The 22,420-nt window shown below is 70.0% G+C and carries 19 protein-coding genes; 15 read left to right on the forward strand and 4 right to left on the reverse strand.

Annotated elements, in window-relative coordinates:
* Positions 1-7 precede the first annotated feature (7 nt).
* From lpxB to IPG65_RS11940, 9 genes are all read left to right on the forward strand, one after another.
* Positions 8-1,213, forward strand: coding sequence for a lipid-A-disaccharide synthase (lpxB, locus tag IPG65_RS11900; RefSeq protein ID WP_293189674.1), 1,206 nt, complete (start codon positions 8-10; stop codon positions 1,211-1,213).
* A complete protein-coding gene (rnhB, locus tag IPG65_RS11905; protein ID WP_293189676.1) occupies positions 1,185-1,823 on the forward strand; it encodes a ribonuclease HII in 639 nt (212 codons plus the stop codon). Before lpxB ends, rnhB begins: the two co-directional genes overlap by 29 nt.
* Entirely contained in the window at positions 1,820-2,602 is a 783-nt protein-coding gene (locus tag IPG65_RS11910) for an RNA methyltransferase (RefSeq protein ID WP_293189678.1), read from the forward strand. Before rnhB ends, IPG65_RS11910 begins: the two co-directional genes overlap by 4 nt.
* A gap of 93 nt (positions 2,603-2,695) precedes the next feature.
* Positions 2,696-3,694, forward strand: coding sequence for a tripartite tricarboxylate transporter substrate binding protein (locus IPG65_RS11915; RefSeq protein WP_293189680.1), 999 nt, complete (start codon positions 2,696-2,698; stop codon positions 3,692-3,694).
* 152 nt (positions 3,695-3,846) lie between these two features.
* Positions 3,847-5,031, forward strand: coding sequence for a glutamine-hydrolyzing carbamoyl-phosphate synthase small subunit (gene carA, locus IPG65_RS11920; protein WP_293189682.1), 1,185 nt, complete (start codon positions 3,847-3,849; stop codon positions 5,029-5,031).
* Positions 5,024-8,290, forward strand: a complete 3,267-nt coding sequence (carB, locus tag IPG65_RS11925) for a carbamoyl-phosphate synthase large subunit (RefSeq protein ID WP_293189684.1) — start codon at positions 5,024-5,026, stop codon at positions 8,288-8,290. Before carA ends, carB begins: the two co-directional genes overlap by 8 nt.
* A gap of 107 nt (positions 8,291-8,397) precedes the next feature.
* Positions 8,398-8,874: a transcription elongation factor GreA gene (greA, locus tag IPG65_RS11930; protein ID WP_293189686.1), complete on the forward strand. Its 477-nt coding sequence runs from the start codon at positions 8,398-8,400 to the stop codon at positions 8,872-8,874.
* Position 8,875: 1 nt separating this feature from the next.
* Positions 8,876-9,292, forward strand: a complete 417-nt coding sequence (locus IPG65_RS11935; RefSeq protein ID WP_293189688.1) for a DUF4149 domain-containing protein — start codon at positions 8,876-8,878, stop codon at positions 9,290-9,292.
* Position 9,293: 1 nt separating this feature from the next.
* Positions 9,294-10,187: a Kdo hydroxylase family protein gene (locus IPG65_RS11940; RefSeq protein WP_293189690.1), complete on the forward strand. Its 894-nt coding sequence runs from the start codon at positions 9,294-9,296 to the stop codon at positions 10,185-10,187.
* A gap of 78 nt (positions 10,188-10,265) precedes the next feature.
* On the opposite strand, the gene IPG65_RS11945 is transcribed toward IPG65_RS11940, so the two are convergent.
* Both IPG65_RS11945 and IPG65_RS11950 read right to left on the reverse strand, forming a co-directional pair.
* Positions 10,266-10,988, reverse strand: a complete 723-nt coding sequence (locus IPG65_RS11945) for a glycosyltransferase (RefSeq protein ID WP_293189692.1) — start codon at positions 10,986-10,988, stop codon at positions 10,266-10,268.
* 68 nt (positions 10,989-11,056) lie between these two features.
* Positions 11,057-11,530, reverse strand: coding sequence for a YhbY family RNA-binding protein (locus IPG65_RS11950; RefSeq protein ID WP_293189694.1), 474 nt, complete (start codon positions 11,528-11,530; stop codon positions 11,057-11,059).
* A 21-nt stretch (positions 11,531-11,551) separates the two neighbouring features.
* On the opposite strand from IPG65_RS11950, the gene IPG65_RS11955 reads away from it, so the two are divergent.
* The 3 genes from IPG65_RS11955 (at position 11,552) to folP (ending at position 15,229) form a co-directional block, all read left to right on the forward strand.
* Entirely contained in the window at positions 11,552-12,226 is a 675-nt protein-coding gene (locus IPG65_RS11955; RefSeq protein WP_293189696.1) for an RlmE family RNA methyltransferase, read from the forward strand.
* A gap of 151 nt (positions 12,227-12,377) precedes the next feature.
* Complete coding sequence (gene ftsH / locus IPG65_RS11960; protein ID WP_293189698.1) at positions 12,378-14,297, forward strand: ATP-dependent zinc metalloprotease FtsH; 1,920 nt, start codon at positions 12,378-12,380, stop codon at positions 14,295-14,297.
* Positions 14,298-14,374: 77 nt separating this feature from the next.
* Positions 14,375-15,229, forward strand: a complete 855-nt coding sequence (gene folP, locus IPG65_RS11965; protein ID WP_293189700.1) for a dihydropteroate synthase — start codon at positions 14,375-14,377, stop codon at positions 15,227-15,229.
* On the opposite strand, the gene IPG65_RS11970 is transcribed toward folP, so the two are convergent.
* Positions 15,181-15,387: a hypothetical protein gene (locus IPG65_RS11970; protein WP_293189702.1), complete on the reverse strand. Its 207-nt coding sequence runs from the start codon at positions 15,385-15,387 to the stop codon at positions 15,181-15,183. The genes folP and IPG65_RS11970 overlap by 49 nt on opposite strands.
* 59 nt (positions 15,388-15,446) lie before the next feature.
* Between IPG65_RS11970 and IPG65_RS11975 the strand changes: the two genes are divergently transcribed.
* Positions 15,447-16,652 carry a serine hydrolase gene (locus IPG65_RS11975; RefSeq protein ID WP_293189704.1) on the forward strand — a complete coding sequence of 402 codons (1,206 nt, stop codon included), beginning with the start codon at positions 15,447-15,449 and terminating at the stop codon, positions 16,650-16,652.
* A 182-nt stretch (positions 16,653-16,834) separates the two neighbouring features.
* On the opposite strand, the gene IPG65_RS11980 is transcribed toward IPG65_RS11975, so the two are convergent.
* Complete coding sequence (locus IPG65_RS11980) at positions 16,835-18,007, reverse strand: DNA polymerase IV (RefSeq protein ID WP_293190087.1); 1,173 nt, start codon at positions 18,005-18,007, stop codon at positions 16,835-16,837.
* Positions 18,008-18,194: 187 nt separating this feature from the next.
* Here IPG65_RS11980 and IPG65_RS11985 point away from each other — a divergent pair, with 187 nt between their 5' ends.
* Positions 18,195-21,203 (forward strand): DUF349 domain-containing protein, encoded by a 3,009-nt coding sequence (locus tag IPG65_RS11985; RefSeq protein ID WP_293189706.1) that lies wholly within the window; start codon positions 18,195-18,197, stop codon positions 21,201-21,203.
* A 159-nt stretch (positions 21,204-21,362) separates the two neighbouring features.
* Positions 21,363-22,403, forward strand: coding sequence for a zinc-dependent alcohol dehydrogenase (locus IPG65_RS11990; RefSeq protein WP_293189708.1), 1,041 nt, complete (start codon positions 21,363-21,365; stop codon positions 22,401-22,403).
* Positions 22,404-22,420: the final 17 nt, after the last annotated feature.

The following is a 22,420-nucleotide window of genomic DNA, read 5'->3' on the forward strand; positions in this document are numbered from 1 at the left end:
GTCCTCGATGAAAGCCCCGCGCTTCGGACTGGTCGCCGGCGAAGCCTCCGGTGACCTGCTGGCCGGCCTGCTGCTCGACGGCCTGCGCGCGCGCTGGCCCGGCCTGGCGGCGGCCGGCATCGGCGGCGCGCAGATGGCCGCCCGCGGCTTCGACGCCTGGTGGCCGGTCGAGAAGCTCTCCGTGCGCGGCTACCTGGAGGTGCTGCCGCGCTTGCCCGAGTTGCTGCGCATCCGGCGCCAGGTGGCCGAGCGGCTGCTGGCCGAGCGGCCCGAGCTGTTCATCGGCGTCGATGCGCCGGACTTCAACTTCGGCCTCGAAGCGCGGCTGAAAGACGCGGGCATCAAGACGCTGCACTTCGTCAGCCCCTCGTTCTGGGCCTGGCGGCCCGAGAAGCTGCTCAGGCTGAAGGCGGCGGCCGACCACGTGCTGTGCCTGTTCCCGTTCGAGCCCGGGCTGCTGGCCGAGCACGGCATCGACGCCACCTACGTCGGCCATCCGCTGGCCAGCGTCATCCCGATGCGGCCGGACCGCGCGGCGGCGCGGCGGCTGCTGGGACTGCCCGAGGACGGCACCGTCATCGCCCTGCTGCCCGGCAGCCGGGCGGCCGAGGTCGAGCGCCTCGTTTCAAGGTTTTTCTCGGCTGCAGCCCACGTGGCTTCTGCGCAGCCAGCTACGCAATTCATAGTGCCGGCGGTGCCGCACCTGCAGTCCCGGATCGAGGCCGCGGCGCGCGCCAGCGGCCTGGGCGAGCGCCTGAAGGTGGTGGCGGGCCAGTCGCACGCCGCGCTGGCCGCCTGCGACGCGACCCTGATCGCCAGCGGCACGGCCACGCTGGAGGCGGCGCTGTTCAAGCGTCCGATGGTCATCGCCTACGCCATGCCGGGCCTCAGCTACCGCCTGATGCGCCGCCGCCGCCAGTTGCCCTGGATCGGCCTGCCCAACGTGCTGTGCGCACCGCGCGCGTGGCTGCACCGCCCGGCGGGCGTGACGGCGCACCAGCACGCCGACGCGCCCGACGCGCCCTTCGTCGTGCCCGAGCTGGTGCAGGACGCCGCCACGCCCGAGGCGCTGGCGCGCGCGCTGCTGGACTGGCTGGACGCGCCTGAGAGAATCGCGGCCGTGCAGCAGCGCTTCACCGCGCTGCACGATGAACTGCAACGCGACACCGCCCGACTGGCCACCGATGCGATCGACACGCTTCTTGCGCGCTGAACAGGCGCCGCTGGACTGGGACGCGCCCGGCCTCGTCGCCGGCGTGGACGAGGCCGGGCGCGGCGCGCTGGCCGGGCCGGTGGTGGCCGCCGCCGTCATCCTCGACCCGCGCCGGCCCATCGCCGGCCTGGCCGACTCCAAGAAGCTTGGCGCCGCGCGGCGCGAGCGGCTGTTCGACGAGATTCGCGCCAAGGCCCTGTGCTGCGCCATCGCCCACGCCACGGTGGCCGAGATCGACGCGCTGAACATCCTGCAAGCCACCCTGCTGGCCATGCAGCGCGCCGTGACGGGCCTGCGCCTGCTGCCGGCCAAGGTGCTGGTGGACGGCAACCGCCTGCCGCGCCTGGCCATGCGTGCCGAGGCCGTGGTGGGTGGCGACGCGCTGGTGCCGTCCATCTCGGCTGCTTCCATCCTGGCCAAGGTGCACCGCGACCGCTGGTGCGCCGAGATCGATGCCCAGTGGCCGCAGTACGGATTTGCCGCGCACAAGGGCTACGGCACCGCGGTGCACTTGGCGGCGCTGCGCGCGCACGGCGCGTGCGAGCACCACCGGCGCAGCTTCGCGCCCGTGGCGCGCGTGCTGCCGGCGGTGGTGGAGGCGGCGTCGTGACCGAGCGCGAGCCGGTGCGCATCAGCTCCCGCGACAACCCGCTGGTGAAGGATTTGAAGCGCCTGGCGCAGGACAGCGGCGCCTACCGCCGCCAGGGCCGCGTGTGGGTCGAGGGCGACCACCTGTGCCGTGCGGCGCTGGCGCGCGGGCTGCGGCCGGCGCTGGGAGTGTTTTCAGAGTATTTTTGGCCTCTGGCCAGTGCCGATATTGCGCATGCAGCTATTAAAAATATAGTATTGGACGATGTGCTGATGGCCACCGTGAGCGGCCTGGAGTCGCCAGCGCCGATGGCCTTCGTGATCGACCAGGCCCAGGCGCTAACCCTCCAGGCGGATGCCGCCACCGTGGTGCTCGACCGCGTGCAGGACGCCGGCAACGTGGGCTCCATCCTGCGCAGCGCGGCAGCCTTCGGCTTTGCGCAGGTGGCCGCGCTCAAGGGCACGGCCGGGCTGTGGTCGCCCAAGGTGCTGCGCGCCGGCATGGGCGCGCATTTCGGGCTGCGGCTGGTGGAAGGCCTGTCGCCCGACGATCTGCGGGCGCTGACCGTGCCGCTGTTGGTGACCAGCTCGCACCAGGGCGAACTGCTGCACCGTGCCCACCTGCCCTGGCCCTGCGCCTGGGTGCTGGGGCACGAGGGGCAGGGCGTCGATGCCGCGCTGGCCGCTCGCGCCGCGCAGGCGCTGCGCATCGCCCAGCCGGGCGGGGAAGAGTCGCTGAACGTCGCCGCCGCCGCCGCCATCTGCCTGCACGCCAGCGCCGTGGGGGCGTCCAGCGCCTGAACACGCGCTGGCGCCGCGGCCCAGGGGGTGCACGGCGTCAGGGACAGCTGCTATGCTGTGCCGGCCACAGCGTCCATCGAGGAGGAGATCACCATGACCACGACTGCCTTGTCCCGCCGCCACTGTCTGCAAGCCGCGTCCGCCCTGGGGCTGGGCGCCTGCCTCGGCCCCGTCGCGGCGCAGGCGGCTTGGCCCGCCAAACCCTTGCGCCTGGTGGTGCCGTTCGCGCCGGGCGGCAGCTCCGAGATCGTGGCGCGCGCCGTCGCCGCCGAGATGTCCAAGGGCCTGGGGCAGAACGTGTTCGTCGACAACAAGCCCGGCGCCGCCGGCAACATCGCCATGCAGGAAGTGGCGGGCAGCACCGACGGGCACACCCTGATCCTCGGCCACATCGGCACGCTGGCCGTCAACCCGTACATCTTTCCCAAGCTGCCCTACGACGTCGGCCGAGACTTCGCGCCCGTCACGCTGCTGGCCAAGGTGCCCAGCCTGTACGTCGTGCATCCCGACCTGCCGGTGAAGAACGTGAAGGAACTGGTCGCTTACGCCAAGTCCCGCCCCGGCCAGCTCAACTACGGCTCGGCCGGCAACGGCAGCGCCGGGCACCTGGCAGTCGAGTACCTGAAGATGGTCGGGCAGATTTTCATGCTGCACGTGCCCTACCGCGGCACCGGCCCCATGCTGACCGACCTGATGGCCGGGCGCTTGCAGGCGGCCTCGGTCGGCGCGCCGGCGCTGCTGTCGTTCATCAAGGCCGGCAAGCTGCGCTGCATCGCCACCGGCACCGCCGAGCGCCTGCCGCAGTTGCCCGACGTGCCCACCGTGGCCGAACAGGGCTTTCCGGGCTTCGAGATGACGCAGTGGTACGGCCTGCTGGCTCCTCGTACCTGGCCGCTGGGCCACCTGTCCCAACTGGAGGCCGAGGCCGTCAAGTCCACGCGCGGCAAGCTGGTGGCCGAGAAGTTGGCGCACGAAACCGCGCTGGCCGTCGGCAGCAGCAGCGCGCAGTTCGCCAGCTTCATCCAGTCCGAGCAAAAGCGCTGGAGCACGGTCATCAAGCGCGCGCAGATCAAGCCCGAAGGGCTGGGCTGACGCAGGGCGGGTGGGGCCGCCAGCTATAATCAGAGGCTTTTCTCGAAACAGCGTCGCCCGACCGCTCCAAAGCACTTTTCTCATCTGAAAGCCGCCGCGACAGACGTCGCCTGAGCTGCGGCGCGGGCGACCGTCACATCACGGAGAACCCAGTGCTTTCGTCTCTCGAGGGGAAATTCCCGCCCGCCATCCTGGCCCTCGCCGACGGCAGCGTCTTCATCGGCCAGTCCATCGGCGCCGCCGGCACCACGGTCGGCGAGGTGGTGTTCAACACCGCCATCACCGGCTACCAGGAAATCCTCACCGACCCGAGCTATTGCCAGCAGATCGTCACGCTGACGTATCCGCACATCGGCAACTACGGCGCCAACGCCGAAGACGTCGAGTCCGCCAAGGTACAGGCCGCCGGGCTGATCATCAAGGACCTGCCGCTGCTGGCCAGCAACTTCCGCGGCGAGCACACGCTCAGCGACTACCTCGCGGCCGAGCACACCCTGGCCGTCGCCGGCATCGACACGCGCCGGCTCACCCGCATCCTGCGCACCGGGGGCGCGCAGAACGGCGCCATCGTGGCGCTGGCCACGGGCGAGGCGCCCAGCCCCGGCCGCATCGAGGCCGCCCTCGCCGCGGCGCGCGCCGCGCCGCCCATGGTCGGACTCGACCTGGCCCGGGTGGTCACCACCGGCCAGCCCTACGACTGGCGCGAGGCCGAGTGGGTGCTGGGCAGCGGCTACGGCACGCAGGACGCTCCGCGGTTCCAGGTCGTCGCCTACGACTTCGGCGTCAAGCGCAACATCCTGCGCATGCTGGCCGAGCGCGGCTGCCAGGTCACCGTGGTGCCCGCCACGACGCCGGCGGAGGACGTGCTGGCGCGCCGTCCCGACGGCGTGTTCCTCTCCAACGGCCCGGGCGACCCCGAGCCGTGCGACTACGCCATCGCCGCCACGCGCGCCATCATCGACAGCGGCACGCCCACCTTCGGCATCTGCCTGGGTCACCAGATCATGGCGCTGGCCAGCGGCGCCAGCACCTACAAGATGAAGTTCGGCCACCACGGCGCCAACCACCCGGTCAAGGACCTGGACGACGGGCGCGTGTCCATCACCAGCCAGAACCACGGCTTCGCGGTCGACGAGAAGACCTTGCCCGCCAACGTGCGCGCCACCCACGTGAGCCTGTTCGACGGCACGCTGCAGGGCCTGGCCTACGTGGACAAGCCGGCGTTCTGCTTCCAGGGCCACCCCGAGGCCTCGCCCGGCCCGCACGACATCGGCTACCTGTTCGACCGCTTCACGGCACTCATGGAAAAACACAAGGCGGAGGCCGCGAATGCCTAAGCGCGCAGACCTCAAGACCATCCTCATCATCGGCGCCGGCCCCATCGTGATCGGGCAGGCGTGCGAGTTCGACTACTCCGGCGTGCAGGCCTGCAAGGCGCTTCGCGAGGAGGGCTACCGCGTGGTGCTGATCAACAGCAACCCCGCGACGATCATGACCGACCCGGCCACGGCCGACGTCACCTACATCGAGCCCATCACCTGGCCCACGGTCGAGAAGATCATTGCCAAAGAGCGCCCCGACGCCATCCTGCCCACCATGGGCGGCCAGACCGCGCTGAACTGCGCGCTGGACCTGTGGCACCACGGCGTGCTGGCCAAGTACAACGTCGAGCTGATCGGCGCCACGCCCGAGGCCATCGACAAGGCCGAGGACCGCCTGAAGTTCAAGGAGGCGATGACCAAGATCGGGCTGGGTTCGGCGCGTTCGGGCATCGCCCACACGATGGAAGAAGCCTGGGGCGTGCAGAAGCAGGTGGGCTTTCCCACCGTGATCCGCCCCAGCTTCACGCTGGGCGGCACGGGCGGCGGCATCGCCTACAACCCGGAAGAGTTCGAGACCATCTGCAAGCGCGGCCTGGAAGCCTCGCCCACCAACGAGCTGCTGATCGAGGAATCGCTGCTGGGCTGGAAGGAGTACGAGATGGAGGTGGTGCGCGACAAGGCGGACAACTGCATCATCATCTGCTCCATCGAGAACCTCGACCCGATGGGCGTGCACACCGGCGACTCCATCACCGTGGCCCCGGCGCAGACGCTGACCGACAAGGAATACCAGATCATGCGCAACGCCAGCATCGCGGTGCTGCGCGAGATCGGCGTGGACACGGGCGGCTCCAACGTGCAGTTCTCGGTCAACCCGCGCGACGGCCGCATGATCGTGATCGAGATGAACCCGCGCGTGTCGCGCTCGTCGGCGCTCGCGTCCAAGGCCACGGGCTTCCCGATCGCCAAGGTGGCGGCCAAGCTGGCCGTGGGCTACACGCTCGACGAACTGCGCAACGACATCACCGGCGGCGCCACGCCCGCGTCGTTCGAGCCGACCATCGACTACGTGGTCACCAAGATCCCGCGCTTCGCGTTCGAGAAGTTCCCCGCGGCCGACAACCGCCTGACCACGCAGATGAAGAGCGTGGGCGAGGTCATGGCCATCGGCCGCACCTTCCAGGAATCGTTCCAGAAGGCGCTGCGCGGCCTGGAAGTGGGCGTGGACGGCATGAACGAGAAGACCCAGGACCGTGAATGGCTCGAAAAGGAGCTGGGCGAGCCCGGCCCGGACCGCATCTGGTTCGTCGGCGACGCGTTTGCCGCCGGCTGGTCGCTTGATGAAGTGCACCAGATCACCAGGATCGACAAGTGGTTCCTGGTGCAGATCGAGCAGATCGTGAAGATCGAACTCGATCTGGACCAGCACACCGAGCAGCACGGCGACCGGGCGCTCGATGCGCTCTCGAAAGAGGAGCTGCTGGCGCTGAAGCAGAAAGGCTTTTCCGACCGGCGCCTCGCCAAGCTGCTGAAGACCACCGACGCCGCCGTGCGCGCGCGCCGCCGCGCGCTGAACGTGCGCCCGGTCTACAAGCGCGTGGACACCTGCGCCGCCGAGTTCGCCACCAACACCGCCTACATGTACTCCACCTACGAGGAGGAGTGCGAGGCCGAGCCGACGGACAAGAAAAAGATCATGGTGCTGGGCGGTGGCCCCAACCGCATCGGCCAGGGCATCGAGTTCGACTACTGCTGCGTGCACGCCGCGTTGGCGATGCGCGAGGACGGCTACGAGACCATCATGGTCAACTGCAACCCCGAGACCGTCTCGACCGACTACGACACCAGCGACCGCCTGTACTTCGAGCCGCTCACGCTGGAAGACGTGCTGGAGATCGTCGACAAGGAAAAGCCCACCGGCGTGATCGTGCAGTACGGCGGCCAGACGCCGCTGAAGCTGGCGCTCGACCTGGAGGCCAACGGCGTGCCCATCATCGGCACCAGCCCCGACATGATCGACGCCGCCGAGGACCGCGAGCGCTTCCAGCAGCTGCTGCATACGCTGGGCCTGCGCCAGCCGCCCAACGCCACCGCCCGTACCGAAGGCGAGGCACTGGAGAAAGCCGCCGAACTGGGCTATCCGCTGGTGGTGCGCCCCAGCTACGTGCTGGGCGGCCGCGCCATGGAGATCGTGCACGAGCAGCGCGACCTCGAGCGTTACATGCGCGAGGCCGTCAAGGTCAGCAACGACTCGCCCGTGCTGCTGGACCGCTTCCTCAACGACGCCATCGAGTGCGACGTGGACGCCATCCGCGACGCCACGGGCCGCGTGTTCATCGGCGGCGTGATGGAGCACATCGAGCAGGCCGGCGTGCACTCGGGCGACTCGGGCTGCTCGCTGCCGCCGTACTACCTGAAGGCCGCCACGGTGGCCGAGCTCAAGCGCCAGACGGCCGCCATGGCCCAGGCGCTGAACGTGGTGGGCCTGATGAACGTGCAGTTCGCGATCCAGGAAAAGGACGGCCAGGACGTGATCTACGTGCTGGAGGTGAACCCGCGCGCCAGCCGCACCGTGCCCTTCGTCAGCAAGGCCACCGGCGTGCAGCTGGCCAAGGTGGCCGCGCGCTGCATGGCCGGCCAGTCGCTCGATGCGCAGGGCGTGGGGGCCGAGGTGGCGCCGCCGTACTTCAGCGTCAAGGAGGCCGTGTTCCCCTTCGTCAAGTTCCCCGGCGTGGACACCATCCTGGGCCCCGAGATGAAATCCACCGGCGAGGTGATGGGCGTCGGCAAGACCTTCGGCGAGGCCTACATCAAGGCCCAAATGGGCGCCGGCGAACGCCTGCCGCGCGCCCTCAAGGCCGACGGCACGCCCAGCGGCAAGGTGTTCCTCACCGTCAAGAACGGCGACAAGCCGCAGGCCGTGCAGATCGCGCGCGAGCTGGTGGCCATGGGCTTCGCGCTGGTGGCCACGCGCGGCACGGCGCAGGCCATCCGCGACGCGGGCGTGGCCTGCGAGACGGTCAACAAGGTCACCGAGGGCCGGCCGCACATCGTGGACATGATCAAGAACGAGCAGATCGCCCTGGTCATCAACACCGTGGAAGAGCGCCGCAACGCCATCGCCGACAGCCGCGCCATCCGCACCAGCGCGTTGCTGGCGCGCGTGCCCACCATCACCACCATCGCCGGCGCCGAGGCCGCGGTGGAGGGCATGAAGTTCATGGACCGCCTGGGCGTGATCTCGGTGCAGGAGATGCATGCCCAGCTGGGGTGATGCCGCCTTCCGGGGGGTGGCCGATCGCGGCATAATCCCCCCCAACCAACCACACCGCCGAGGGACAACGCTCGGCGGTTTCGCTTTTGGCAAGGAACATTCGAGACATGGCCACCATCCCCATCACCAAGCGCGGCGCCGAGCAGCTCAAGGCCGAGTTGCACCGCCTGAAGACCCGGGACCGCCCCGAGGTCATCAACGCCATCGCCGAGGCGCGCGCCCAGGGCGACCTGAGCGAGAACGCCGAGTACGACGCCGCCAAGGACCGCCAGGGCTTCATCGAGGGCCGCATCAAGGAGGTCGAGGGCAAGCTGGCCGCCGCGCAGGTGATCGATCCGTCCGGGCTCGACGCCGGTGGCAGGGTGGTGTTCGGCGCCACCGTCGACCTGGAGGAAGAGGACAGCGGCGAGCAGGTCACCTACCAGATCGTGGGCGAGGACGAAGCAGATCTGAAGCAGGGGCTTATCAACGTCTCCAGCCCCATCGGGCGCGCGCTGATCGGCAAGGAGGAGGGCGACACCGCCGAGGTGCAGGCGCCGGGTGGCGTGAAGCACTACGAGATCATCGCCGTCAAATACCTCTGACATGGCTTCTCGCCTGCCCCTGTTCGCCGCCGCCCTGTGGTGGGGCAGCCTGACGGCGGTGGGCTTCATGGTGGTGCCAATGCTGTTCGCGCACCTGCCGACGCCGGCGATGGCGGGCCGGATGGCGGCGCGGCTGTTCTCGGCGCAGACCTGGGTGTCGGTGGCCTGCGGCGCCGCGCTGCTGCTGGTCTTGAAGCAAAATGTGGCGGAAGCCGGTGTGGATACTGAGCGGAAAGCTATCATTATCGTAGTTGCCGGCCTGTTGCTGGCGCTGCTGGTGGAGTTTGCCGTGGCCCCGCGCATCGTGGCGCGGCAGGACCTGCGGCTGTGGCACGGCGTGGGCACGGTGCTGTACGCCTTGCAGTGGCTGTGCGCCGCGGCGCTGCTGTGGCGGCTGGGCGGCGGGAAGCGGGGCTGACATGGAGTCGCGGATCATCCAGCTCGACCTGGCCGACTGGGGCCAGGCCCGCAGCCGGCCCGAGTGGACGGCGGCGGTCGAGGACGGCAAGGTGCTGTTCTTCCCGCGCCTGGCCTTCGAGGTGCTGCCCGCCGAGCAGCCGCTGCTGCGCGAGGACATGCTGGCGCCGAAGTCGCGCAACGTCAGCCTGGGCGCCGACGGCGTGCTCAAGGGCGCCGCCGGCAGCGCGGACGAGCAGCGCCAGTTGGCCGCGATGATCGGGCGCTTCCGCCGGCGGGCGCGGCAGCTCGTCGATGGCCTGCTGCCCGAGTACCGCGGCGCGCTGCGCATCGCGCCCACCAGTTTTCGCCCGCGCCAGGTGGAGACGCGCGCGCAGTCGGTGCGCGCCGACGACCAGCGCCTGCACGTGGACGCCTTCCCGTCGCGCCCCAACTACGGCGAGCGCATCCTGCGCGTCTTCGCCAACGTCAACCCGGCCAGCGTGCCGCGCGTGTGGCGCGTGGGCGATTCGTTCGAGGCGGTGGCGCGGCAGTTCCTGCCCCGCGCCAAGCCGTACCGCGCGTGGCAGGCGAAGGTGCTGAATGCGCTGCACGTCACCAAGTCGCTGCGCAGCGAGTACGACCACCTGATGCTGCAGCTGCACGACCTGATGAAGTTCGACGAGCAGTACCAGAAGTCGGGCGCGCAGGTGCGCGTGCCCTTTCCGGCCGGCAGCGTGTGGGTGTGCTATTCCGACCAGGCCACGCACGCCGTCATGAGCGGGCAGCACATGATGGAGCAGACGCTCTACCTGCCACCGGGCCGCGAGGTGAACCCGCAGGCCAGCCCGCTGGCGATCCTCACGCGGCTGGTGGGGCGGCCCCTGGCCGGCGTGGGCGCGGGCGTGGCGCGCTGAGCCGGTTGCTCATTTATCGATAGCGGCCAGCGAAATACTAGCGCGGGCTGGCGCCGTTTATTGCTTGAAACCCGCGTTTCAGCCCTTCCATGCCTGCTCCACCCACAGCGCCGGCTTGATGTAGCGCAAGCGCTTGTTGCGCTTGCCGGCCAGCGCATCGGGCGGGTTCACTTCGCCGTGGAAGATGACGATGCGCGCGCCCTCGGGCACGAAGGGGGCGCGCCAGTAGTTGCTGGGCCAGGGCGGGATGCAGTCGTACTTGAAGCTGGGGCACCAGCCGCGCGGCCAATAGCCCAGCTTGCCCTGGCGGTGCAGGAAGTGCGAGAGGAAGTCCTGCTCGTTGCGGTGCGCGCGCTGCACTTCATCCATGTGCGCGCGGAAGTGCGCCAGCACGTCGGCGTGCGCGCCGAGCTGGAAGCGGTACACCGACGAATTGCCCACGATGCGCTCGCCGAAGCGCCAGAAGCGCGGGTAGTCGTGGATGATGAGGAACTCGCCCTGCTGGGTGAAGAAGCCGTCCAGGCTGCCCACCACGACCACGTCCAGGTCCAGGAACAGCGCCGTGCCGCGCAGGCCGTGCAGGTCGGCCTCGAAAGTGGTGAGCTTCTTCCACGCGCCGTCGCGCTGACCGGGCGCCAGGTGCAGGTTGAGCGGCGGGATCGGCAGGCAACGCACCTCGGGGCGCACGCCGCGCTCGTCGTCGGTCAGGCACACGAACTGGAAGTCGCCCGTCAGGTGCCGGCGCACCATGGCGTAGAGGCGGTTGACGTACTCGGGGCCGTACTTGGTGCCCCATTTCATGCACAGAATATGGCGTTTTCCGGCGCCAGTGTTGCGTGAATAGCTATCGATTTCGGAGCGTTCGGCCATCAGTCGGCGCGGTTTTTCTTCACCGACTTCTGCTTGGGCTGGACCCTTTTCACCTTGCCGCCCGGCGTCAGCCGCTGGTTGCCCAGCACGCGCACCACGCGCACCTCGGGGCGCTGGCCGCCGCGCTTGCTGTACTTGAGCACCTTCACGTCCTTCGGGCCGGGCCGGCGGTCCTCGTCCTCGGCGCGCTCCTTGGCCGGCTTGGGCCGCCACAGCACCAGCAGCTTGCCGATGTGCTGCACGGGCGCGGCGTTCAGCTCGTCGGCCAGTTGCCGAAACATCGCCTCGCGCGCGTCGCGCTCGCCGTCCAGCACGCGGATCTTGATGAGGCCGTGCGCGTTCAGCGCCGCGTCGGCCTCCTGGCGCACGGCGGGCGTCAGGCCATCGCCGCCGATCATGACCACGGGGTCCAGGTGGTGCGCGTCGGCGCGGTGCGCCTTGCGTTCGGCGGGCGTCAATTCGATTTGGGTCATGGCCCGTATTATCCGGGCAGCATGAAAATCAAATCCAAGAGCAAGAAGGTCAACAAGGCTTGGCTCAACGACCATCTCAACGACCCCTACGTCAAGCTGGCGCAGCAGGAGGGCTACCGCGCCCGCGCCGCCTACAAGCTGAAGGAAATCGACGAAACGCTGGGCCTCATCCAGCCCGGCCACCGCGTGGTGGATTTGGGCAGCGCGCCCGGCGCCTGGAGCCAGTACGTGCGGCGCAAGCTCTCGCCCGGCGGCGCGGCCGTGGGCCAGCTCGACGGCACCATCGTGGCGCTGGACATCCTGCCGATGGAGCCGGTCGAGGGCGTGCGCTTCCTGCAGGGCGACTTCCGCGAGGATGCGGTGCTGGCGCAACTGACCGAGGCGCTGCAGGGCCAGCCGGTGGATGTGGTGGTGTCGGACATGGCGCCCAACCTGTCGGGCATCGAGTCGAGCGACGCGGCGCGCATCAGCCATCTGGTGGAACTGGCGGTGGAGTTCGCGCAGCGGCACCTCAAGCCCGAGGGCGCGCTGGTGGTCAAGGTGTTCCACGGCAGCGGCTACAGCCAGCTGGTCAAGCTGTTCAAGGAGAGCTTTCGCGTGGTCAAGCCCGTCAAGCCCAAGGCTTCGCGCGGCAAGTCGGCTGAAACCTTTCTGGTGGGGATCGGTCTGAAGGGTGGGCCGCCGTCTGCTGCTTGACGTGCGTCAAGGCCGTGGCGCCTCGCGGCCCTGAATGCCGCCCCGCCGGCAGGGTCGCGGGTTGATGCGGGGCGGGCCGGTGGGTTGAAAAGCCTAAAATGCCCCGCATCTGTCCGGCATTGCCGGGTTTTTCCGACTGGAGCGCAAGGCCTTGAAAAATCAATGGTTTTCAAAGATCGCCGTCTGGATGGTGATCGCCATGGTGCTGTTCACTGTGTTCAAGCAGTTCGACGGCGGCCGCATGGCCAGCGCCAACCACGTGGCGTACTCCGACTTCCTGGAGGAGGTACGGAACAACCGCGTCAAGAGCGCCACCATCCAGGAGGGCCAGGGCGGCACCGACATCGTGGCCGTGATGACCGACGACCGCCGCGTGCGCACCCAGGCCACCTACCTCGACCGCGGGCTGGTGGGTGACCTGATCAACCACAACGTCAAGTTCGACGTCAAGCCGCGCGAGGAAGGCTCGCTGCTGATGACCTTGCTGGTCAGCTGGGGCCCGATGCTGCTGCTGATCGGCGTGTGGGTCTACTTCATGCGCCAGATGCAGGGCGGCGGCAAGGGCGGCGCCTTCAGCTTCGGCAAGAGCAAGGCGCGCATGCTGGACGAGAACACCAACCAGGTGACCTTCGCCGACGTGGCCGGCTGCGACGAGGCCAAGGAAGAAGTCAAGGAAGTGGTGGACTTCCTGAAGGACCCGCAGAAGTTCCAGAAGCTGGGCGGTCGCATCCCGCGCGGCCTGCTGCTGGTCGGCCCGCCGGGCACCGGCAAGACGCTGCTGGCCAAGTCCATCGCCGGCGAGGCCAAGGTCCCGTTCTTCAGCATCTCCGGCTCCGACTTCGTCGAGATGTTCGTCGGCGTCGGCGCGGCCCGCGTGCGCGACATGTTCGAGAACGCCAAGAAGAACGCCCCCTGCATCATCTTCATCGACGAGATCGACGCGGTCGGCCGTCAGCGCGGCGCCGGCCTGGGCGGCGGCAACGACGAGCGCGAGCAGACGCTCAACCAGATGCTGGTGGAGATGGACGGCTTCGAGACTAACCTGGGCGTGATCGTGGTGGCCGCCACCAACCGGCCGGACATCCTCGACGCCGCCTTGCTGCGCCCCGGCCGCTTCGACCGGCAGGTCTACGTCACGCTGCCCGATATCCGTGGTCGCGAGCAGATCCTGAACGTTCACATGCGCAAGATCCCGATCGGCCAGGACGTCAGCGCCAACATCATCGCGCGCGGCACGCCCGGCATGAGCGGCGCCGACCTGGCCAACCTGTGCAACGAAGCCGCGCTGATGGCCGCGCGCCGCAACGCGCGCGTGGTCGAGATGCAGGACTTCGAGAAGGCCAAGGACAAGATCCTGATGGGCCCCGAGCGCAAGAGCATGGTCATGCCCGAGAACGAGCGCCGCAACACCGCCTACCACGAGAGCGGCCACGCGCTCATCGGCAAGCTTTTGCCGAAGTGCGACCCGGTGCACAAGGTCACCATCATCCCGCGCGGCCGCGCGCTGGGCGTGACGATGAGCCTGCCCGAGAACGACCGCTACAGCTACGACAAGGAATACATGCTGAACCAGATCAGCATGCTGTTCGGCGGCCGCATCGCCGAGGAGGTGTTCATGAACCAGATGACCACCGGCGCCAGCAACGACTTCGAGCGCGCCACGCACATCGCGCGCGACATGGTGATGCGCTATGGCATGACGGACGCGCTCGGCCCCATGGTCTACGCCGAGAACGAGGGCGAGGTCTTCCTGGGCCGCAGCGTCACCAAGACCACCACCATCTCGGAAGAGACCATGCAGAAGGTGGACGCCGAGGTGCGCCGCATCATCGACGAGCAGTACAAGCTGGCGCGCAAGCTGATCGAGGACAACCAGGACAAGATGCACGCCATGGCCAAGGCGCTGCTCGAATGGGAGACCATCGACGTCGAGCAGCTCGACGACATCATGGCCGGCCGCGTGCCGCGCCCGCCCAAGGACTTCACGCCGCGCACGCCGTCGTCCGGCACGGGGGGCAGCGGCGGCACGCCGGCCGCCAAGCCGGCCGACCCGGCGCCCACGGTGGCCTGATCGGGGCGCACGCCGGCATCGTCGCATCCAGCGGGGCTTCGGCCCCGCTTTTTCGTTTCGGCAGGACGGCCTTTCGCATGCAGTGGAGCACCACCCGATTCCAGATCGACCTGAGCGCGCCGCGCGTGATGGGCATCGTCAACGTCACGCCCGACTCCTTCTCGGACGGCGGGCGCCACGCCGACGCGCCGGCCGCGCTGCGCCACTGCGAGCGGCTGCTGAAGGAGGGCGCCGACATCCTCGACATCGGCGGCGAATCCACGCGCCCCGGCAGCCCGCCCGTGCCGCTGGCCGAGGAGTTGGCGCGCGTGCTGCCGGTGCTGCGCGAGGCGGTGCGCCTGGGCGTGCCCGTTTCGGTCGACACCTACAAGCCCGGGGTGATGCAGGCCGCGCTTGACCTCGGCGCCGACATCGTCAACGACGTCTGGGCCCTGCGTCAGCCGGGCGCGGCCGAGGCCGTCGCCCGCCATGGGGCCTGCGGCGTCTGCCTGATGCACATGCACGGCGATCCGCGGACCATGCAGTCAGCGCCGATGGCGGGCGACGCGGTGCCCCAGGTGCTCCTTTTTCTGGAGCAATCGGCTCAGAATCTGCGCAGGCTGGAGGTCGAAAAGACCCGAATCGTGCTGGACCCCGGCATCGGCTTCGGCAAGACCGTGGCGCAGAATTTCGCGCTGCTGGCACGCCAGGACGAGCTGCTGGCGGCCGGCTACCCGCTGCTGGCCGGCTGGTCGCGCAAGTCGTCCATCGGCGCCGCGCTGCAGGGCGACGCGCCGGTGCCGCCGGCCGCCGCCGAGCGCGTGGCCGGCAGCGTGGCCGCCGCGCTCATGGCCGTCGAGCGCGGGGCGCGCATCGTGCGCGTGCACGACGTGCGCGACACCGTTCAGGCGCTGGCCGTGTGGCGGCAGGTGCGGGCGCAGGCGCGGCGCTGACCGGCCTGCGACCCTCTTTCATAGAAGTACCGCAGCGGCGCCAGCGCCGGAAAGTCGCCCTCGCGCCGCTCTCGGGCCGCCGTGACCGCCTCGCGCACGATCTCCTGGGAAAGCGTGCGCGGATTGTCGCTCGCGGCGCGGGCGCGCGTCGGTGACATCGGGACGGCGGGGGAGTGGATTAGGATGCGGCCGATCCTTGTCCACTTGACGAATTCCCATGTCCCAGCTTGGTTTCGACCCCGCCCGCCTGGCCCGTATCGGCCGCCACTTCGCCGCCTACGTCGATGACGGCCGCCTGCCGGGCTGGCAGGTGCAGGTCAGCCGCCGCGGCGAGATCGCCTACCGCGAGAACTACGGCTGGCGCGACATCGAAAACAAGCTGCCGGTCGAGGACGACACGGTCTTCCGCATCTACTCGATGACCAAGCCGATCACCTCGGTGGCGGCCATGATCCTGTACGAGGAAGGGCGCTTCGAGCTGACCGACCCGGTGGCCAAGTACCTACCCGCCTTCGCGCAGATGCGCGTGCTCACCGGCGGCCCGGCCATCAAGCCGGTGACCCGGCCGGCCACCGAGCCGATGCGCATCGTGCACCTGCTCAACCACACGGCCGGCCTGACCTACGGCTTCCACCACATCCACGTGCAGGACGAGATCTACCGCAACGCCGGCTTCGAATGGGGCGTGCCCAAGGACTGGACGCTGGAGCAGTGCGTGGACGCCTGGGCCACGCTGCCGCTGCGCTTCGACCCGGGCACGCGCTGGAACTACTCGGTGTCCACCGACGTGCTGGGCCGCCTGGTCGAGGTGATCTCGGGGCAAAGCCTGGAGCAGTTCTTCGAAGAGCGCATCCTCGGCCCGCTGGGCATGCGGGACACCGCCTTCCGCCTGCGCGGCGACCTGGGCGAGCGGCTGGGCGCGCTCTACGTGCCCGGCAAGGACGGCCAAGCCACGCGCAACGACGACTTCGGCAACCTGTTGCTCGGCGAGATCAGCTTCCTGTCTGGCGGCGGCGGGCTGCTGTCCACCACCGCCGACTACCACCGCTTCACGCAGATGCTGCTGCGCGGCGGCGAGCTGGAGGGCCAGCGCATCCTGGGCAGCCGCACGGTGCGGCGCATGGCCACCAACTCGCTGCCCGGCGGGCAGGACCTGAAGCAGTTCGGCATTCCCCTGTTCGCCGAGGTGGGGTTCGACGGCCAGGGCTTCGGCCTGGGCTTCTCGGTGCTGCAGGATCCCATCGCCGCCGGCACCCTGGGCACCCCGGGCGAGTACGGCTGGGGCGGTGCCGCCAGCACGGCGTTCTGGGTCGATCCGGCCGAGGAGATCACCGCCATTTTCATGACCCAGCTGCTGCCTTCCAGCGCCTACCCGATCCGCACCCAGTTGCGCCAGTTGGTGTATTCGGCCCTGGTGGATTGACCCACCCCCGTGGCTCCACCCGCTGCGCGATGTTGCGCCTCCCCCTCAAGGGGGCGCACCCGCTGTCCGGGCAGAGCCCGGCCAGGAGCGCACTGGCTTGGCCTGCTCCGCGGCCGTTCGGTCCGTGCTGTCACCTGCGCAGCGCCATGAACCGCTGACGTTTCCCTGAACGCGGGACTGCTTCAGAACAGCGGCGCCGTGTCGTGCGGCGAGCCGGCCGCTGCGGCCTCGCCCGCGCGCTTGGCGCCCAGCTTGCTGAGCGAGCCCACGCGCACGCCCAGCAGGCGCAGGCGGCGGTCGAGCGGAACGCGCTTCAGGCACAGGCCCGCCACGCGGCGGATGGTGGCGGCGTCGTGCGTGGGCTGGGCGATGGTGGTGTCGCGCGTGACGATGCGGAAGTCGTCGAAGCGCAGCTTGATGCCGATGGTCTTGCCCTGGTAGCCCTTGCGCTGCAGGTCGGCCGCCAGGCTTTCAGCCAGCCCGGTGAAGATGGCCCCCAGCTCGGCCTTGTCGCGCACGGCGTGCAGGTCGCGCCCGAAGGTGGTCTCGCGGCTCATGCTCACCGGCTCGCTTTCGGTCACCACCAGGCGCTCGTCGCATCCCCACGCGGCGTCGTGCAGCCAGGCGCCGCAGCTCTTGCCGAAGTGCCCGGCCAGCCACGCGCGCTCGCGCGCCGCCAGCTCGCCGATGGTGCGGATGCCGTGGCCCTGCAGTCTGGCGTCGGCCTTCGGGCCGATGCCGTTGATCTTGCGGCAGGGCAGAGGCCAGATCAGGCGTTCGACGTCGTGCCCGAAGACGATGCTGATGCCATTGGGTTTGTCGAATTCGCTCGCCATCTTGGCGACGAGCTTGTTGGGCGCCACGCCGATCGAGCAGCCCAGGCCGGTGGCGTCCAGGATGCTCTTCTGGATCAGCCGCGCCAGCACCCGCCCGCCCTCGCGCTGGCCGCCCGGCACCTCGGTGAAGTCGATGTACACCTCGTCCACGCCGCGGTCTTCCATCACCGGCGCGATCTCGCGGATGACGCGCTTGAACTCGCGCGAATAGCGCCGGTATTCGCTGAAATCCACCGGCAGCAGGATGGCCTGCGGGCACAGCTTGGCGGCCTTCATCAACCCCATGGCCGAGCCCACGCCGAACTGGCGCGCCGGGTAGGTGGCGGTGGTGATGACGCCGCGTCCCACGTAGTCCCGCAGCAGCGGGAACGCCCCGACCGGGATGTCGGCGCGCGTGGCACCCTCGGGCAGCGCCGCCAGGAGGCCATCCATGCGCGCGGCGCCGGCGCCGATGACCATCGGCAGGCCCTTGAGCTGCGGATAGCGCAGCCATTCGACGGACGCGTAAAAGGCGTCCATGTCGAGGTGCGCGATGCGGCGGATGGGGGTGGGCACGGGGCGAGCTTAGCGCCTCCAACCCCACCAACAATTCAAACGCCGACCCCGCCCGCCGCCCCATGCCGCCAGCGCCGCAATCCCGGTGACAATACGCGGCTCACGCCGCGCCGCTCGGGCGCGCCCGCATCCGCCGTACATCCTCCGCAGCATGTTCCCCTTCTCCCGCGACCCCAAAGACCCCCAGCCCACCGCCCCGGCCCCCACGCCCCAGGCGCCCGAGGCCCATCCGCTCGACGCCCTGACCGGCGGCGTGTTCTCCGCCGCCACCTCGGGCGAGCGTGCCCAGCGCGTGCGCGACTGGCTGGCCACCGGGCCCGCCGCCGAGCAGATGCAGGCCGTCTACAAGGAGCTGTCCGCCAAGGACAAGGGCGCCGCCAAGGCGCTGCGCGAAAAGCTCGACGAACTGCGCCGCGCCAAGGACCAGGAAGCCGTCGCCGCCGAGTGGCAGGCCAAGGCCCAGGCGCTGCTGGACGCCGCGCGCCTGAACATCGCCGACGCCCTGGCCTGGCAGCGCGACGCCGCCAAGGCCGGCGCGCCGCTGTCGCGCGAGCCATTGGCCGGTCTGCGCGTGCAACTGGTCGAGCGCATCAAGACCGTCGAGGACCTGCAACAACGCGTGATGGTGCAGCGCGAGGCCGCCGCGCTGCTGGCCCAGCGCATTGAGCTGCTGTCCACCAAGCCCTGGGCCGAGGCTCAGGCGCAGCAGGCTCCGCTGGCCGCCGACCTGGCCCACTGGCGCGAACAGGCCCAGGCGCTGCAGGCAGACGCGCAATGGCCCAGCGTGGACCTGCGCTACCCGCCGCAGATCGAGGCCGCGCAAGCCCAGCTCGAAGCGGTATGGAGTGCCTTCACCCCCGCGCTGGCCCAGGCCGTGGCCGCCGCCCTGGATGCCGCCGCGCCGCTGCCGCCCGTGCCCGTGTGGGCCGAAGAGCTGCGCGCCGCGCGCGGCGAGCCCGCGGGCGAGGGCGCCGCCGCGCCTGCCGCCGACAAGCCCGCCAGGCCCCGAATCGACCCCGAGCAGCGCGCCGCCGCCGCCAAGGCTGTCGAAGCCGGCGTGATGCTGCTGGAGCAGGCCGTCGCCGCCGGCCACACGAAGAACACGCACAGCGCCACCCAGGCGCTGCGCCAGTCGCTCAAGGCCCACGGCCGCTTGATCGACGACGCGCTGGAAGCGCGCGTGCACGCCACCCTGGTCTCCGCCGGCGAGCTGGAAGGCTGGCAACGCTGGAGCGCCGACAAGCTGCGCGAGCAGCTCGTCGCCCGGGCCGAGGCACTGCTCGTCCAGCGCAAGGCCAAGGGCGCCCCCGTGCCCCAGGGCGCGCCGGCCGATGCGCCCGAGGCGGCCGAGCCTGAAGCCGCCGTGGATGACGCGGCCGTTGCTGAAGCGCCCGTCTCCGACACGTCGGATACTCCTGAAATCATAGCTGAAAGCGTAGAATTGGCGCTGGCTGAAGGCCAAAAAGAAACTGAGACTACATTCAACGTCGCCCCCGTCCTCGCGCCGGCGCCGACGCCGGAGGCAGGCGTCGAAACCATCCCCGCCATGGGCGGACGCAAGCTGCAGGAATCCCTCCGCAAGCTGCGCGAGGAATGGAAGGCCGCCGACCAGGGCGGCGCGCCCAACCACGCGCTGTGGAAGCGCTTCGACCGCGCCTGCAACGCCGCGCACAAATTCGTCGACGCCTGGCTCGACAAGGTGCGCGCCGACGCCGCCGAGCACCGCGCCCAGCGCCTGGCCCTGATCGAGGACGTCAAGGCCTGGGGCGCCGCCCACGCGCAGCCCGAAGGCGGCGCCGACTGGAAGGCCTTCAACCGCCAGATCCACCAGTTCTCCGAACGCTGGCGCAACGCCGGCCACCTGTCCGAGAAAGCCTACGCCGACCTGCAGCCCCAGTGGAAGGCCGCCATCCACGCCGCCGCCGCGCCGCTGGAAGCCGAGCAGAAGGCCAGCACCGCGCGCCGCCAGGCCCTCATCGCCGAGGCCGACGCCCTGGGCGCCGCGCCCATGCTGCGCATCGACGCCGTCCGCCAACTGCAGCAGCGCTGGCAGGCCGAGGCCCAGACCGTGCCCCTGGACCGCAAGCACGAGCAGAAGCTGTGGGACGCCTTCCGCAAGCCCATCGACGACGCCTTCAACCGCAAGAGCGCCGAGCGCGAGAAGCAGCAGGCCGCCATGAGCGTGCACGACAAGGCCGTGCTCGACGCCGCCAAGGCGCTGGAGGCCGCCAACGCCAGCGGCGACGCCCAGCGCATCCGCGCCGCCATGGCGCAGCTCGACGCCGCCACCCGCGGCCAGGCCGCCGCCGCGTCCGGTTCTGAAGAAAAACAGGCTCCGGCCAGCGCCGATACTGCGCCATCAGCTCCTGAATCAGGAGCATCCGAGGCCGCCCAGGCCGCTGAAGGCGATGCTGGCGAGGGTGACGGCGCCGCCCCGGCGCCCGCGCCCGCCGCGCCTTCCAAACCCGCCAAGCCGCTCATCGCCATGCGCGGCGACGACCGCCCCGGCGCCCGCAAGTCCGAGCCCGCCCCCGCCCGCGGCGGCAAGTTTGGCGACCGCGCCGGCGGGCGACCGGGCGGCCCCGGTGGCCGTGACGGCCGCCCCGGCGGTTTTGGCGGCCGCGACGCGCGTGGCGGCGGCGACCGTTTTGGTGATCGCAACGACCGCTTCCCGCGCGAAGACCGCGGCCCGCGCCTGGGTGACGCCGCCTTCCGCGCCCAGCGCGACGCCGTCGAGCACGCCGAGGCCGCCCTGCGCAAGCTGGCCGCCCAGGCCCACGGCGAGGCCCTGACGCAACTGCTGACCGCCTGGCAGCAGCGCCAGCCCGACCAGGTGCCCAGCGTGCAGGAGTTGGGCCGCGCCGTCACCCCGGCCGTGCGCGGCGCCTGGACCCAGGCCCTCGGTGCCAGCGCTGGCGGCAACGCCGGCAAATCCGCCGAAGCCCTCCTGCGCCTGGAAATGGCCGCCGAGGTGCCCACTCCAGCCGAGCACATCAACGCCCGCCGCGCCCTGCAACTGCAACTGCTCACCCGCCGCAACGACCCCGCGCCCGCGCAAACCTGGGGCCAGGACGCGGCCGCCGTGCTGGCGGCCGGCTACGACGAGACCGGCGCGCGGCGGTTGCAGAATGCGTTGAAGGCGTTGCTGCGGAAGGGGTGAGAGAAGGGGCGGATGAAAAATTTCATCTGACCCCGTTTGCGCCCCGTTTGCGCCAATCTGACCCCGTTTGCGCCATTGCGCTCCATTTGCACACACCCGATTTGCGCCCCATTTGCGCCTTTGCGCCCCGCAAATTCGCCAAACCCCAGGAGATCTCTCATGCAAGCTGCAGTGCTTCACAGTTTCGGCCCCACCCTCAGCGTGGAAGACGTGCCCCGCCCGGCCCCCAAGCCGGATGAGGTGCTGATCCAGGTCGAGGTCTGCGGCGTCTGCCATTCGGACCTGCATGTGGCCGAAGGCGACCAGCCGGCACTGAAAGCCGCCACCAAGGCGGACCTGATCCCCGGCCATGAGGTGGTGGGCCGCGTGGTGGAGCGCGGTGCCAACGTGACGCATCTGGCGGTGGGCGACCGCGTCGGCGTCGCCTGGAACCATGCCACTTGCGGCGCCTGCGAGCCCTGCCTGGAGGGCCGCGAAAACCTCTGTCGGCGCGCGGTGATCACCGGTGTGATGGTCGATGGCGGTTTTGCCGACTACATGACGGCGCGTGCCAGCCACGCGCTGCCGATTCCAGATGCCCTCAGCTCTGAAGAAGCCGCGCCGCTGTTCTGCGCCGGGCTGACGGTCTACCGCGCATTGAAAAATGCGGGCGTCGGCCCGGGCCAGCGTGTGGCGGTGTTTGGTGTCGGCGGCCTGGGCCATCTGGCGGTGCAGATCGCCCGTGCCTGGGGCGCCGAGGTGATCGCGCTGGACCTGGACGACAGCAAACTGGCGCTGGCCCGCGAGCTGGGCGCGGCACAAACGCTGAACGCCGCGGATGCCGGCGGCATCAAGGCACTGCGCAAGCAGGGCGGCGTGCATGTGGCGGTGGTCACGTCGGCAGCCAAGGCGGCGTATGACACGGCGTTCACTTGCCTGCGCCCGGGCGGCACGTTGTCGGTGGTGGGCTTGCCTGCCGAGCCCTTGACCTTCCCGGCGCTGTCGCTGGTGGGCATCGAGGCGCGCGTGGTGGGCTCATCGGTGGGCACGCGCGACGACATGCGCGCGGTGCTGGCGCTGGCCGCCGAGGGCAAATTGCGCTGCATCACCGAGACGCAGCCGCTGGACCAGGTGAACCAGGTGTTTGAACGCATGCGGCGCGGCCAGATCACCGGCCGCGTGGTGCTGCGCTGCTGCAGCGGGGCACACACCACGCACTGACGCAGGCCGACGCGCAC

Source organism: Ottowia sp., assembly GCF_016703145.1.
In the GTDB taxonomy this organism is placed as follows: domain Bacteria; phylum Pseudomonadota; class Gammaproteobacteria; order Burkholderiales; family Burkholderiaceae_C; genus Ottowia.